Origin of the sequence: Vibrio sp. 10N.222.47.A9, from assembly GCF_963872585.1 — a bacterium.
In the GTDB taxonomy this organism is placed as follows: domain Bacteria; phylum Pseudomonadota; class Gammaproteobacteria; order Enterobacterales; family Vibrionaceae; genus Vibrio; species Vibrio splendidus.
This window is the reverse complement of record NZ_CAWNBB010000002.1, coordinates 85,718-100,404: the sequence shown is the minus strand read 5'-3', so window position 1 is coordinate 100,404 and position 14,687 is coordinate 85,718. Positions and strand designations below refer to the sequence as shown.

The following is a 14,687-nucleotide window of genomic DNA, read 5'->3' as shown; positions in this document are numbered from 1 at the left end:
TGCTCTATTCCAAATAATGGTCAGCAAGCACTATTTAGCTGACTGGCATTTGCTCAAAACGGCCTTTCACAAAATCAATAAAGGTTCTAATTCGACTTGGTTGATAGCGGTCTCGATGGTAGATCGCTGAAAAGTCGACCTTAGGCACCACCCATTCTTCAAACACTTGCAGCAATTGCCCGTCGTTGAGTTCTTGTAAGCAATAGATGGTTGGTACACGAATAATTCCGTTGCCCGACTTCGCGCCCTGCACCAACACTCGGCCATTTTTACATTGCAGTCTACCCGTCACATGCACATCGACCGTTTTCTTGGTGTCATCTAGCGCTTGAAAGCTCCACTTGCGCACTGACCCCGTTAAGCAGTCATGGTGAATAAGATCTTTAGGGTGATTAGGCTTTCCTTTACGAGCAAAATACTCAGGGCTCGCGAGTGTTCCCATCTCAATGTCTAAAAGCTTTCTTGCGATAAAGCCCGCGTCTTCTAAGCTTCCCATGCGAAAAGCAATATCAAACGCGTCTTCAATCAAGTCGACTCGGTTACTACTGAAATCAAGACTGATGCTGATGTCTGGGTAGAGTTGCATGAACTCATTGACCAGGTCTGCGATGATCACCTCGCCCAGATAACCGCCAACACAGTTTACTTTTATGTCGCCGCGCACCTCTTCGACATCATCCACAGCAGCAATCAAGGCTTGGTCTATATTATCTAAGGCTTGTTCACACCTCGCGTACAGATCTTGCCCTGCGTGCGTCAGCCTCAAGGTTCGAGTGGTGCGGATAAACAGTGTCACACCCATCTGTTTTTCCAGGCTACTCACTTGGCGTGATACGTGGGAGCGCGACACATCAAGCTCCTCCGCCGCTTTAGTGAAGTTACCTAAACGAGCGATAAGCACGAAAGAACGAATATCAGATAGGTTAATTTGATTGAGCATGGTCGCCAGCTTAGTTGTGAGATTTTAAGATGATGAAGTAATAGAGAGCACATGTTCATTGTTGCACCACAGCAACAGTGTTTCAAGTAAAGCGCTATATATCAACAATGCTATTTTCCTTAATATACCTCCATCGCAACGAAGCAAGGCAACAAGCACTTGATTCGAATGCACTTAAACAATACGTCGTAGCCAACCGACGCAATAAAAGTACAGAGGAAATAAAATGAAAAAACTAATCGTAATTACAGGTGCAAGCTCTGGTATTGGTGAAGCAATCGCTCGTCGTCTAAGCGATGAAGGCCACCCTCTGCTACTTCTAGCTCGTCGTATTGATCGCCTTGAAGCGCTGAACCTACCAAACTCTCTATCTGTGAAAGTAGACGTAACAGACAAAGCGTCTTTTGATGCAGCAATCGCACAAGGTGAAGAGAAATTTGGCCCTGTGGACGCGCTTATCAACAACGCTGGTGCAATGCTTCTTGGTCAAATCGATACTCAAGACGCTCAAGAGTGGAAGACAATGTTCGACGTGAACGTAATTGGTCTGCTAAACGGCATGCAATCTGTACTTGCTCCGATGATGGAACGTAACACAGGTACTATCATCAACATCAGCTCTATCGCGGGTAAGAAAACATTCCCAAGCCACGCTGCTTACTGTGGTACTAAGTTCGCGGTACACGCTATTTCTGAGAACGTTCGTGAAGAAGTGGCGGCTTCAAACGTTCGTGTTACCACTATTGCACCAGGTGCTGTAGAAACAGAACTTCTGTCTCACACAACATCTCAAGAGATCAAAGACGGTTACGATTCTTGGAAAGAAGACATGGGCGGCGTATTGGCAGCTGACGATATTGCTCGCGCAGTATCATTCGCTTACCAACAACCACAGAACGTATGTATCCGTGAGATTGCTCTAGCACCAACTAAGCAACAGCCATAGGCCTTTGCTATCGTTACTAAACAAGCGATGAACTAAAAAGCGCCACTACTTATTCAGTAGTGGCGCTTTTGTTTTTATTAAGTCTAGCTACAAGCAGTAACCGTGATTAAAACTCAACGCGGTAAACTGATGTGCTGCCGCTCACTTCATTGCCGACCGCGATAAAGTGGTTACCAGAGCGAGTGAAATACTTGATTGACTCTGGACCTAAATCACCCGCTTTAGCGTTGTAAGTCTCGTTGTCGCAATCACCGTCTTCATCAACCTTAGTGCACACTGGCTGAGTAAAGTCGCGATTGTTCAAGTAGCTGATGAAACTTGCGTTTTTAGGCTGTGTTACGTCGTAAACCATGATGCCACCTTGGCGCTCAAGTCCAATAAATGCATAGTGCTTGCCGTTGATCTCAGCCACTTCGATAGCTTCAGGTTCAATCCCTTTATCATCACTGCGATCGTCACCACTTTGGTTGTTATCATTGGTGCTGTTGAAGTTTGCAGGATCTTGCTCAAGTACGATTCGAGCAAAATCATCGCCACTATCAAACACTAACTCACCCGACTCATCCCAGATAGAGAATGAGCGGCTACCGAATGCTTGAACCTTTTGGTCGGCGGCAAGTGTCCCTTGTGGCTTAATCACCTTAAGGCGAGCCAATTGATTATTGTCTTTCAATGCACCAGCCAATGGGTGGTTAGCATCAACGTCTAACTTCTTGCCACGCACTTCATCGACATAAGCGATACAAAAGTCTTTTTCTGTTGTGTAGTTTTCGGTGCCTTTATAGTCATCACCATCCCACTCAAAACCTTTCTCGTCACACATTTCTTGCGTGGTTTTGATGCCATACTCACGACCATCACCTTCATTCGCAGTCACAATATAGGTGTTGCCATCAACACTGTAGCTGGTGATGCTGTCTGGCATGTAAAGGCCTTCTAACATTGCGTAGCTTTGGAGATTACCGATGTTTTTGTCTTTGTTTGACGCATCTAGCTTAGCTTTATCCCAAGGCTTGCCGCCTAGTCCAAGAATCGCATCCACTTGTGCACTCACCACATCAATCGCTGCCAATGCGTTGTTCTCTTGAAGGGCAACGTAGAGTTTTCCGTTATCAGCAAACGTTAGGTATTCCGGTTCAAGGTCTTGAGCAACGGTTGCATTCGGCGCAGAGATTCGAACCTTGTCGGTCAGCTCTGCATGGCGAGGCTGACCTTGATTGAATGCCTTAAAATCAATTTGAGTGACTGTGGCTTGCAAAGGGCCATTGGTTAAATCCACTAGCGTTACTGAACCTTCAGGGTCAATGCTGTAATCCGCATTCGGCTCACCTTCATTTGCAGAGGCAATGTAGCGACCACCTTTCGAGAAGCTCACCATGTCCGGTAATGCACCAGCCGTATAAGTAGTGATCAGCTCTAGCGTGTCTGAACGATAAAGTGCAATGATGCCGTTCTGTTGCTTGTCAGCATTTTCAATCGCGACAGCAACTAATCCTTGATGAGTAGACACACTGTTCGCTGCACCAATATCAATACCAGCAGCTGCAGACGCTGATTGAAGATTAATCGAACCCGAAGATGTTGGTTCGCTAGCCGAGTTCATTGATAACACATCAACTTTCTGCGCTTGAGCGTTAACCACATATAGCTTATCGGTACATGAATCGTAGCTGACGATTTCGGCTGCTGAGGTATCAAACGGGGCGTCGGCAATAGCACGACCAACCAGACTGATTCCGGTTACCTCAACATTGGAAGCACTTGGCTGCTCGATGGACTGGCATTGAAGGCTAAAAGCATCAAGTGACGTTTGAGATGGGGTAGCAGTTGTTGATGGTGTTGCCGACGTTGAAGTTGACTGCGAACACCCGACTAGAGCAGAATTTACCGCAATAGGTAGTAATAGTGTCAGCTTATTAAATTTACGATTCATATATCCTCCATGATTTGAAACGCGATCATAGAGGGCTGTTATGACACTTATCTTTCTCTTTTATTAACAATAAATGACAACAATCAGTTTTCTTTACCCATAACAACAATAAGTTGGAGTGAGCATTTCATTAACAAGCAAGCAAAAAAAAGCGCCCAAGCTGGCTGGTGCTTGAGCGCCTTTAATAAACTGATTAAATGGCTTAGAAGTTGTAACCACCACCAATCATGAATACCCATGGGTCAATATCAACGTCTGTTGAGTATTGTGTTGTCGTCCCATTAACAGTCTGCTTGTACTTAGCTGTAGTACCAATATCTGCATACCAAACTGATGCGTTTAGGAACCAATCTTCATTGATCATGTAATCAATACCGATGTTAGCCGCCAAGCCCCAAGAATCGTCAAGAGATAGGTCACTTAAGCCTGCACTTTTACCCGTGCCATTCAAACTTTCATCGAAAAATACCGTGTAGTTGATACCCGCACCCACATAAGGACGGAAGTCGCTGTTCGCTTGACCGAAGTAGTACTGAACCATAAATGTTGGTGGAAGGTGCTTAGTGTCAGCAACTTTGCCTAAGCCATTTACAGAAATATTGTGTGAGAATGGGCTCGCTGCTAATACTTCAAAACTGATGTTGTCAGTGAACATGTAGCCGAAAGTAAGGCCAAGCTGAGTATCTGAATCTACTGAAAACTCTAGGTCTGGATTGTTAAGCACTGAGCCGCTGCTGTCGTTTGGAGATACCATTGCTGCACCTGCACGGATGATGAAATCACCTTCTTTATGAGCAAGAACGTTGGTTGACATAAGAGCCGCAATAACCGCAATACCACATACTGTTTTTTTCATTATAATTTCCTTTTGAGGGCTTAATTTTTATTGGTGAATGAGTAATCATTTCTTATTTTGCGTGCAAGGTAGCATATAATAACCCTACTTTATTGATGGAAATCAATTTGTGAAAAGTTGTGATTATTTATGTAAATTTATATCGACCCGATCACTTTATTCCTTCATTTTATTGACAGTTTTGTAATGCAACTTTCCCGTGCATCATCTTGTTAATTCACCTCCTCACTTTGCCCGGATCTCTTCGGATCAAAATAGAGCAAGCCAATATCTCGTACGCATCAATTTGGTGCAGATCTACAAGAATCAGCCTCACCTCGCTTAATATTCAATGAGTTACATTTGGCTTAGTGCTTGCAAGTCTATGTTCATAATCATAAATACATTGAGGTTCTGACCATGCAAGACACTCTAACAATCGTTCTGGCCGGCGGTGTTGGCTCTCGGCTTTCTCCCCTCACCGATAACCGTGCAAAACCTGCGGTGCCCTTTGGTGGCAAATATCGAATCATCGATTTCACTCTCGCGAACTGCCTGCATTCTGGGCTTCGCCAAATTCTGGTACTGACTCAGTACAAGTCTCACTCTTTGCAAAAACATTTAAGGGATGGTTGGTCGGTGCTTAACCCCGAGCTCGGCGAATACATCACCAATGTTCCCCCACAAATGCGAACCGGTGATAGTTGGTATAGCGGTACAGCCGATGCGATTTATCAAAACTTGTATCTGCTTTCTCGTAGTGAAGCTAAACATGTGGTGGTGTTATCAGGCGACCATATCTATCGCATGGATTACGCGCCAATGCTCAAGCAGCACAAAAAGAACGAGGCCGATCTAACCGTAGCGTGCATGGAGGTTTCGATTGACGAAGCCAAAGAATTTGGTGTGATGGAGATAGACGAATCTCTCGAGATCAATAACTTTACCGAAAAGCCACGTTACCCAGCATGTGTGCCCGGTAGGCCGACTCGAAGCATGGCTTCAATGGGTATTTACGTTTTTGATAAAGAGGTGTTAACACAAGCGCTACTGGCGGATGCCGAAGACCCGAACTCAAGCCACGATTTTGGTAAAGACATCATTCCTAAATTGGTCGGCAACAACAGTGTTTACGCGCACAAGTTTGGTGATGAAGAAGGCCGAGTGACCCAAGATGCGTACTGGAGAGATGTGGGTACTATCGACTCATATTACCAATCCAATATGGATCTGTTGAAACCGGCCTCGCCTATCGATTTATACCAACCGGATTGGGCGATTCGCACCTATGATCCGCAACTTCCACCTGCGCGAACCATTGCTTCTGTAGAAGGAAACCAAGGGATATTCATCAACTCGATGATCGCGAATGGAGTGGTGATTGAAGGGGGTTCGGCGCAAAACTCCATCTTCTTCCCTAAGGTCAAAGTCAGCAATGCCGCGATTGTGATTGATAGTATTCTGTTTGAAGACGTCGAGATTGGGCGAAACTGCCACATTCAGAACTGCATCATCGATAAAAACGTAAAAGTGCCAGATGGAACCCAAATCGGCATTGATAGGCTTGCCGACGCTAAACGCTTTCATATATCGAAAAAAGGCGTCATTGTGGTGCCCTCTTCTTACCAATTTGAAGAATAATCTTTGACGTTAGAATAGCTTTTCTTTAAACAAAAAAAGGCAGCGAATTCGCTGCCTTCTTATTTACTCACACGGCTTCAGTTAAGCCTTAACTGTCCATGCATTCGATTAAACAGAAACCTTAGAAAGGCCCTAGCTCAATCATTTGAGCAATCACAACGGAAATCAAAGCGCCCACTGACCAAAACAAGAACAGCGGTAAGAAGAAACGAACCCACTTGGTGTAAGGCACTTTTGCAATAGCCAATACCGCTAACAAGCCACCGTTGGTTGGGTAAATATAATTAGAAATACCATCACCCAATTGAGAAGCAAGTGCTGCTACTTGGCGAGTCACTTGACCAATATCTGCCAATGGAATGATGATTGGCATAGTGATCACAGCTTGGCCACTGCCCGACGGAATGAATAAGTTGATCGCAGCCTGCGAGAAGTAGATCCCTGCTGCTGCCACAAGTTTAGAGCTACCAGAAATGATCTGTGCAAGATAGAAGATAATAGAATCAACAATCTTCGCATCTTCCATAATGGTCAACACTGAGCGAGCGAAGAAGATGATCAGTACTGCCACCAATACATCGCTAACACCTTTGGTCCAATACTCACAAATCTTGTTCGGAGATAAACCCGCCACCAAACCCGGAATGATCGCCATTGCCACGAATGCACCCGCAATCTCAGTGAAACCAAAACCCATCGTCAGCGTACCGAAGATCATGTATGCGAATACACCCAAGAACGCGATGCCCGCAAGCTTTTCACGAGTAGTCAGTGTTTTCACTTCAACGCTAGATTCATAGTGGTAACCCGTACCATGCAACAAACCTTTGGTTGGATCTTGCTTAACTTTGCGCGCGTAATTAAGTACATACCAAGCCCCCGTTAACAACATGAACATGCCAACAATAAAGCGGTACCACATGCCTGAATACATAGGCAGTTCAGCAATAGTGTGTGCGATACCTGTGAAGAATGGGTTAGCTAGCGCAGCTGCAAAACCAGCACAACTTGCCAGTAAAACAACACCAAGTGCCGTTATCGCGTCATAGCCAAGTTTGATACAGATAGGGATCATCAAAGAGATAAAAATGACATCAAGCTCACGCATACCCGTGAAGGTGACGTTGAAGAAGATCGCCGTCATGATCACAGGTGCAATCACGTACAAGCCTTGCTTCTTTAGCTTAGTGGTTAGCGCAACGACGGATGCGTCTAACAAACCCATGTGTTTGATAATGCCGAAAGCACCACCAACGAATACCACAACACCCATCACACCAGAAGCGGATTTGAAGCCTTTAAAAAATGATTCGAAAAAAGAGGCTAATGTTGTTGGGTTACTGGCTAATAGTGTGTAACTGTCTGGGTCGATAACCGTGCGGCCATTCATGACCACTCGTTCAAACTCACCAGCAGGGATGAAGTAAGTTGCGATTGCAGCAACAATCACCATGATAACCAAAGAGAGAAACGGGTGGTTTACTTCTTTCTCTATCGGAGCTGTGTTACCAGCTTGAGATGTAGGTACGGACGTAGATACCGTAGTCGTCATATAGACTCCTTACTTGTCAGCAACTAAGGAGTACTTAGCCGCCGAGAGGGATTTTTGGAAAAACGAAACCCTTCACGCAGAACTAAGTTCGCGCTAATTTAGGCTGTTTCAAAAAGGCCTTTGATAGATGGTGCTCTCAAATGTACATAGTGAAGTAGTGAGTACTACTCTCTTTGCGTCCGAGCAAAATGCAGATGTTCAGCCAAGTCAGGCCAAACTGAATGAGGTCATTACGGCAGATAAACAAAGAAATCCGCTGAGTAATATGTTTTTTATCAATTACAAAGACAAGCGGCGCATGCTAACACAACGAGCGGTAAATTGTCAGAAAAGTGTGAGTTCCGTCATGTTTTGGTGGGCTTAAAAAAAGCGCCTAGCAAAAACTGGGCGCTTTTCTTACATTGAACTGAATTACTTAGGCGCTAGCTCATAGTTTTCTTGCATCTCATGAGGGGCAATCCCGTACTCATAATCCGCTAAGTAACCATCCTTATAGACCTTCATTCCCTTCTCATCCCAGCTCACTTTGATCATCGCCGTGTTGCCATCTTCACTGCCTAACAGCTCAAGCATTTCAGCATCGATCTTAATCGCTTTAATGGTTTTAATACGCTTAAAGGGCTTAAATTCAGTGGTCGAGGTTGGCAAAGATCCGTAGCTGCTGATCCATGTCTCTTTAGGTACTAGCCATTGGTTGAAAACATCATCCACAATCGCTTTCGGCATGCTTGCGATAACAACAGAATCTGTCATTACGTTATTTGTCTCGATGCTGTAACCGCCCTCACCGTCTGAAACATAGGTAGGGAAATCAATGCCAATTTCAGACTTTGCTGGCAAACGGCCTAGAGTGACCGACTTCTTAACGTACAGTTCTGCAGTTTCAAACTGCTGCATGATCTCAGGGATCTTCTGGAATTCAACTGGGGCAGCAAAGGCATTGAAAGCGAAAGAAAGGGAAGCTGCAATTGCAGCGAATTTAACAGGCATTTTCATGATAACGGATCCAAATAGAAGATGGCTGTTAGAGTATCCCGTACTAAAATTCATCTCAATATCTCATTGTTCTTTATATCAGTAATTGTGATATCAACAGAGCAAGTATGTTTTGTTCACTAAAATGGATGTGGATTTATAAAAGCAGACTAGAATAAGTATTTGGAGTGATGCGTGATTAGGGCGATAAAAACTAAGTTGACAGAGTGAATTGGAGTAATACTTCAAAGGTGAGGGGTTTTTAAACACGTTTGAAATTCACGAAACATAATATGCGACCAGTTCATCGGACTTTCAAGGGAGTAATGGGAGATTATTTGATAACACTGAAGTGAATCACACATGTGCTATTTCGCAGTTGGTTAAACTCACCGATGTTTGCTACGTTTAAATGACACAGTCATTGGAAAGGTATGATTTATGAAAATAAATGTTCAAACACATCACGTATCAATTAACGACGAGTCACGCAAAGACATCGAAAGTAAATTCGAGAAGATATCGAACCATTTCCCATCACTGATCAGTTGCGACATCATCATTACTAAAGAACACGGTCAACATCAGGTAGAAGTATTCACCAACTACGAAGGTGTACGAGTAACAGCAAAATCTACAGACGATGTTATGTACCCAGCTATCGCTGCAGCACTCAAGAAACTTGAAGCAGGCCTAAGTAACCGTAAGGGACAATTGAAAGCAGACCTACACGAGAAGCCAACGAGCACGAAGCCAGAAATCGCTTCGGACATCATCCAAGAGATGAAACTGGTATAACTCGACAAGTAGTTAAAGCGCACTAACAAATAGAAGCGCACAAGAATTTCAAAGCCAGCACATGTTGCTGGCTTTTTCGATCCCCCCTCAATCTCTTTATCAATCTATTACTTTGATTTTGACTATCGCGACGGCCTAACCCCTTCACTTCCCATCTTAGAACCAAGTCCAACTCTATATCGTTTTTAGCAAACTTATGTCACTGGCTGCTATAACAATCTCTAGTCGTATTTGGTACAGTTATAAGCAGAGATTTAGAGAATAAAGGAATGTTTATTATGAAAAAAATCGCGCTAATTCTATTTCTAGCGACTCAACTGATGGCTTGTACAGAAGTGGGCAGTGAAGCTTGGTGTACAGATATGAAAGAAAAGCCGAAAGGCGACTGGACTGCCAATGAAGCCGGTGATTTTGCTAAACATTGTGTTTTCTAAACACGGTTAAGCATTAATTAACGACACTTAGTAACACTGAGTGAAAGACGCTTTACGACGAACTGAGCACTCCACGCAACACAATAAACCCGAATAAGTGAGTTTGAGGATGGAACACCAACTAGGTAATGACTGGCAACACATCAACTGGGTATTAACCGACGTCGATGACACGCTCACTTGGCAAGGTTCACTCCCTCCAGAAACCCTGATTGCGTTACAAAAGCTGAGAGACAATGGAATCAAAGTGGTCGCAGTAACGGGAGCCTGTGCTGGTTGGTGTGACCATATTGCGCAGCTTTGGCCTGTCGATGCCGTGCTTGGAGAGAACGGCGCCTTCTTACTAGAGAAGCAAGATGGTGCATTACAACTCTCATCTGAAACACCTTTAGAACAAGTGCGTCAGAACCAAGCTAAGCTAAAACAAGAAGTTGAAGCGATCTTGTTGAGTTACCCCGACCTATCGCTAACTTTGGATCAATCTTACCGCTTGTGTGAGGTCGCGATTGATATCGGCCAAAACCGTAAGCCTGTTGATCCTGAAACTGTTCAAGCGGTACTCGAAAGAATACACGCTTTAGGCGCACACGCGACGGCAAGTTCGATTCATATCAATGCTTGGTATGGCGAACACTCAAAGAAAAACGCCGTGCACCGTTTCCTTACTAATAAAGGCTTATCGCTTGAGCAAATCCACAATCAAGCCTGCTATGTCGGCGATTCAATGAACGATCAACAGATGTTCGAATCACTACCACTCACCGTTGGCGTGGCAAACATTAAGCATTATTGGGATAAGTTAGATCATCATCCAAGTAAGGTGATGTCGCAGCCAGGTGGCTATGGGTTTGCAGAATTTGTGGATGCGCTGCTGGCAGTTAAAAGCTAGACACTTAAAAACGAGTCACGCCCTTCTACTTCTAACAAGGTCTTAGGTCACTCAATAGACATAAAAAAACGACCGCTAGGTAGACCGAAGTACCTAGGGTCGTTTGAGCTTCAAAATGCTAGATAAGCTCTTAACTTTGACACATCACACAAAACACGCTGCATTGCACCATATGTTTATATGAGTTTGTTACGGATGTGGATCACCACTGCTTCTGCAACGATAACCACTGCAAAAATACTCACCAACACCATTGATACTTTTTGCCACTCGAAAAGGTTCTGCGCATCGTTGAGCACTACGCCAATACCACCAGCGCCCACTAACCCCAATACCGCAGATTCACGCACATTGATGTCCCAACGGAACAACACGATGGAGTAGAATGCGGGCATAACTTGTGGCCAATACCCTTTAAGCAAGATGCTCATCCAAGAAGCGCCAGTTGCGCGCAGAGCTTCGATAGGCCCCATGTTCACTTCGGCAATCGCTTCCGCTAACAGCTTCCCTACAAAGCCGATACTGCGAATGGCAATTGCCATAATGCCTGCGAGAACACCGGGGCCAAATAGTGCGATAAACAACAAAGCCCAAACCAATGAGTTCACAGAACGTGAAGACACCAGAAAGAATTGAGCCACCCAGTTCAGCGCTTTGTTAGGTGTGATATTTGGCGCGTTCAACAACGCCAATGGAATCGCAAATATCAAGGTAAACAAGGTACCTAACGTCGCAATGTGCAGTGTTTCAATCATCGCTGCGTGGATTGATTCAGGGTAGAAAGCGTAGTCCACTGGCACCATACGCTCGAACATGTCAGCAAACTGCGCTGGCGCGTCGTATAGGAACTCAGGAATCACTTCAACCGTCTGCCAAGACCAAACAATCGCACACACTAAGCTCAGGTAAACGGCAAATCGAGCCACACGTTCGTTGGGTGTAAAACGCTGCCACTCTTTATCGATAGATGCAGTTGTCATTAGAAGATTCTCCTAACAATATTGGAAAGAAATTCACCCACAAGAATCAATGCGATAATGGTGATCAAAATAGCAGCGACGAAGTCGTAGTCAAAGCGTTGGAATGCCGAGAAAAGCGTACCGCCAAGGCCGCCCGCACCCACAATGCCAACCATGGTTGAGTTACGTAGATTTGAATCAAGCTGGTAACTAGCAAAGCCAATAAAACGAGTAAATACTTGAGGCATTACCGCATACAAAATGACGCTGATAAAACTGGCACCGGTTGCTTTAATCGCTTCAACCGGTTTAAAAGAGATCTCTTCAATCGCTTCTGCAAAAAGCTTGGCAATAAAACCAATCGATGCGAAGACCAAGGTCAGGATCCCAGCTAGGGCACCGAAGCCTACCGCTTTCACAAATAGGATTGCGATAATCACCGGGTGAAAAGAGCGACATAGTGCGATGAAACAACGTATTGGCGTCGATACGATTGAAGGCATCATATTTCTCGCAGCTAACAAGCCAAGAAACAATGAGATGACGATGCCGAAGAAACTCGAAATGATCGCTATCTGCAAGCTCTCCGCTAAGCCACTTAGCAGTAGATTAGTACGCGAGAAATCTGGCGGGAACATTCTTGATAGTAACCGCTCACTTTCACCAAAACCGATGACCAAACGATCAAAAGTCAGTCCTAACGTCGCAAAGCTGTAAAACAGGTAGCCAATGATTGCAGCGATGATTGCTCGGTTAGTCCATGAGGTTTTGAACGGGTTTTCATGCTTCGCTGGCGACTGGTTTGACGGTACGCTTGGCGATGAACTTGGGGTTAATCCAGCCATGACTCACCCCCGTAAATGATTTTTAGATCTTCTTCTGAGATCCCTTCAGGGCTACCGTCATAATGAACTTTACCGTTACACATGCCGATGATGCGCTTGGCATAACGCTTGGCTAAGTTCACATCGTGGATGTTAACCAACACGGGAATGCTTTTCTGTTCTGCGAATGTCTCCATCAACTCCATGATCTCAACCGCGGTTTTCGGGTCGAGTGATGACGTCGGTTCATCCGCCAATAAGATATATGGGTCTTGCATTACTGCGCGAGCGATACCGACACGCTGTCTTTGGCCGCCCGATAAACTGTCGGCACGTTGGTTAGCAAAGTCTTGCAGGCCAACAAATTCAAGTAACTCGAACGCTTTGGCGAGGTCTTGCGCAGAGTAGTTGCGACGCCATGCATTCCAAGCGGTCATGTAACCCAAACGGCCACTCAACACGTTCTCGATAACCGTTAAACGTTCCACGAGGTTATATTCTTGAAACACCATGCCGATATGTCGACGCTGTTTACGTAGCGCTTGGCCTTTTAGTTGAGTCAGGTCTGCGCCATCAAATATGATCTCACCTTGGCTTGGATCGTTGAGTCGGTTGATACAGCGCAGAAGCGTACTTTTACCTGTACCGGATGGGCCGATAATCGCGATGATACCCGGCTCATCGATATCAATATTGATGCCTTTAAGGATTGGCTTGCCTGCCACGTATTCGTGAAAAAGGTTGTTTATCTTTATTCCTTCATAGCTTGCTACGGCCATACTGCATTTCCTTGTGCGAATTTTCGAATGATCTATGCCCTACCCGCGAGGGCATAGATATTTAGTTGAAGTAGGTGTTTTTAAAGGGCTAAGTCTTTCTAAAACTTAGCCTTCCAACAGAACTAAGAACTAGCCGTTGTTTGCTTGTTTTGCTAGCTCAGCGGCTTTTTTCTTTGCGCGTTTAGCCGCATCTTTTTCAGCCAATTTCTTCAAGCCAGTTTTGGTGTAAGCCGTACCTGTCGCATGAGCGATATCACGAATTACATCCCACTCTTCTTTGTAGCTGATTGGCGAGAAACGGTCGGCACCTTTAAACGATGCGCTCATTTCTGGTGTAAAGCGGTAGCTAAAGAAAGCCTCGTTGATCTTCTCAACTAGCTCTGGTTTTAGGTTGTAAGCATAACCAAACGCAGACGTTGGGAAGCGTGGGCTACGGTAGATGATCTTCAGTTCAGAATCGTCAACACGACCTGCTGCTACCATACGATCGTACACGTCCGATGCCACAGGTGCTGCGTCATAATCTCCATTGAAGACACCTAGAATCGATTGGTCATGCTTACCTGAGTAAAGTACTTTGTAATCTTCATCTGGCACTAAACCTTTCGCTGGGAATAACGCACGTGGAGCTAGGTTGCCAGAGTTGGAAGATGCAGAAGTGTGTGCAACCTTTTTGCCTTTCAGATCAGACATTTTGTTAATGCCGCTGTCTTTACGCACAATCGTGATTAGGTTGTAGCCTTGGAAGCCAGACTCATCGCCCTTCACCGCAATTGGAACGTAACCTGCTAAGTTAACTGCGTAGCCTGTTGGGCCCGTAGAGAAACCTGCAACGTGCAATCGACCAGAACGCATCGCTTCTACTTGCGCAGAGTTCGAGTGAACTGTGTAGTAAATCACTCGCTTACCCGTGATTTTACTTAGGTGAGCTTGGAAATCCGCAAACGCATCTTTGTACAACGCAGGGTCTTCTACTGGCGTGTAAGTAAACACAAGCGTACTTGGGTCATTCCACTCATCTGGATTCTTTGGTGAATCGGCCACCAAATCTTGGTTTTCATCACAGTATCGATCGTCTAACACACCACGACTAGAGCAGTCGCTTGCCATAGCCATTGAAGGAAGTAGTAATGAGCTAGCGATTAACAGTCCTTTAACACTGATTTTCATATTCAAACCTTA

Annotated in this window: 14 protein-coding genes; 5 read left to right on the top strand and 9 right to left on the bottom strand. The window is 44.9% G+C overall.

Going from position 1 to position 14,687, the window contains the following annotated elements; genetic code table 11:
* Window positions 1-34: 34 nt before the first annotated feature.
* Window positions 35-940, bottom strand: coding sequence for a LysR family transcriptional regulator (locus AACT19_RS01430; protein WP_048611619.1), 906 nt, complete (start codon window positions 938-940; stop codon window positions 35-37).
* A 226-nt stretch (window positions 941-1,166) separates the two neighbouring features.
* On the opposite strand from AACT19_RS01430, the gene AACT19_RS01425 reads away from it, so the two are divergent.
* A complete protein-coding gene (locus AACT19_RS01425; protein WP_008216572.1) occupies window positions 1,167-1,886 on the top strand; it encodes an SDR family oxidoreductase in 720 nt (239 codons plus the stop codon).
* A 106-nt stretch (window positions 1,887-1,992) separates the two neighbouring features.
* Here the strand turns inward: AACT19_RS01425 and AACT19_RS01420 are convergent, their stop codons facing one another.
* Window positions 1,993-3,819 carry a choice-of-anchor I family protein gene (locus AACT19_RS01420; RefSeq protein ID WP_076644882.1) on the bottom strand — a complete coding sequence of 609 codons (1,827 nt, stop codon included), beginning with the start codon at window positions 3,817-3,819 and terminating at the stop codon, window positions 1,993-1,995.
* Between the two features lie 202 nt (window positions 3,820-4,021).
* Window positions 4,022-4,675: an outer membrane protein OmpW gene (gene ompW / locus AACT19_RS01415; RefSeq protein WP_076644881.1), complete on the bottom strand. Its 654-nt coding sequence runs from the start codon at window positions 4,673-4,675 to the stop codon at window positions 4,022-4,024.
* Between the two features lie 399 nt (window positions 4,676-5,074).
* Here ompW and glgC point away from each other — a divergent pair, with 399 nt between their 5' ends.
* A complete protein-coding gene (glgC, locus tag AACT19_RS01410; RefSeq protein ID WP_017087095.1) occupies window positions 5,075-6,295 on the top strand; it encodes a glucose-1-phosphate adenylyltransferase in 1,221 nt (406 codons plus the stop codon).
* 121 nt (window positions 6,296-6,416) lie between these two features.
* Here the strand turns inward: glgC and AACT19_RS01405 are convergent, their stop codons facing one another.
* Complete coding sequence (locus AACT19_RS01405) at window positions 6,417-7,847, bottom strand: YfcC family protein (protein ID WP_076644880.1); 1,431 nt, start codon at window positions 7,845-7,847, stop codon at window positions 6,417-6,419.
* 411 nt (window positions 7,848-8,258) lie between these two features.
* Window positions 8,259-8,843: a hypothetical protein gene (locus AACT19_RS01400; protein WP_076644878.1), complete on the bottom strand. Its 585-nt coding sequence runs from the start codon at window positions 8,841-8,843 to the stop codon at window positions 8,259-8,261.
* Between the two features lie 420 nt (window positions 8,844-9,263).
* Here AACT19_RS01400 and hpf point away from each other — a divergent pair, with 420 nt between their 5' ends.
* From hpf to AACT19_RS01385, 3 genes are all read left to right on the top strand, one after another.
* A complete protein-coding gene (gene hpf / locus AACT19_RS01395) occupies window positions 9,264-9,620 on the top strand; it encodes a ribosome hibernation-promoting factor, HPF/YfiA family (RefSeq protein ID WP_004733000.1) in 357 nt (118 codons plus the stop codon).
* Between the two features lie 278 nt (window positions 9,621-9,898).
* Window positions 9,899-10,054, top strand: coding sequence for a DUF3012 domain-containing protein (locus AACT19_RS01390; RefSeq protein WP_004732998.1), 156 nt, complete (start codon window positions 9,899-9,901; stop codon window positions 10,052-10,054).
* 109 nt (window positions 10,055-10,163) lie between these two features.
* Complete coding sequence (locus tag AACT19_RS01385; RefSeq protein WP_076644877.1) at window positions 10,164-10,943, top strand: HAD-IIB family hydrolase; 780 nt, start codon at window positions 10,164-10,166, stop codon at window positions 10,941-10,943.
* 176 nt (window positions 10,944-11,119) lie between these two features.
* On the opposite strand, the gene phnE (AACT19_RS01380) is transcribed toward AACT19_RS01385, so the two are convergent.
* The 4 genes from phnE (AACT19_RS01380) to phnD form a co-directional block, all read right to left on the bottom strand.
* Window positions 11,120-11,923 (bottom strand): phosphonate ABC transporter, permease protein PhnE, encoded by an 804-nt coding sequence (phnE, locus tag AACT19_RS01380; RefSeq protein ID WP_004732994.1) that lies wholly within the window; start codon window positions 11,921-11,923, stop codon window positions 11,120-11,122.
* Window positions 11,923-12,747, bottom strand: coding sequence for a phosphonate ABC transporter, permease protein PhnE (gene phnE, locus AACT19_RS01375; RefSeq protein WP_004732992.1), 825 nt, complete (start codon window positions 12,745-12,747; stop codon window positions 11,923-11,925). The genes phnE (AACT19_RS01380) and phnE (AACT19_RS01375) overlap by 1 nt, the downstream gene beginning before the upstream one ends.
* On the bottom strand, window positions 12,735-13,505 hold the full coding sequence (gene phnC / locus AACT19_RS01370) for a phosphonate ABC transporter ATP-binding protein (protein ID WP_076644876.1): 771 nt from the start codon (window positions 13,503-13,505) through the stop codon (window positions 12,735-12,737). The genes phnE (AACT19_RS01375) and phnC overlap by 13 nt, the downstream gene beginning before the upstream one ends.
* Window positions 13,506-13,634: 129 nt before the next feature.
* Window positions 13,635-14,675, bottom strand: a complete 1,041-nt coding sequence (gene phnD, locus AACT19_RS01365) for a phosphate/phosphite/phosphonate ABC transporter substrate-binding protein (protein WP_004732989.1) — start codon at window positions 14,673-14,675, stop codon at window positions 13,635-13,637.
* Window positions 14,676-14,687: the final 12 nt, after the last annotated feature.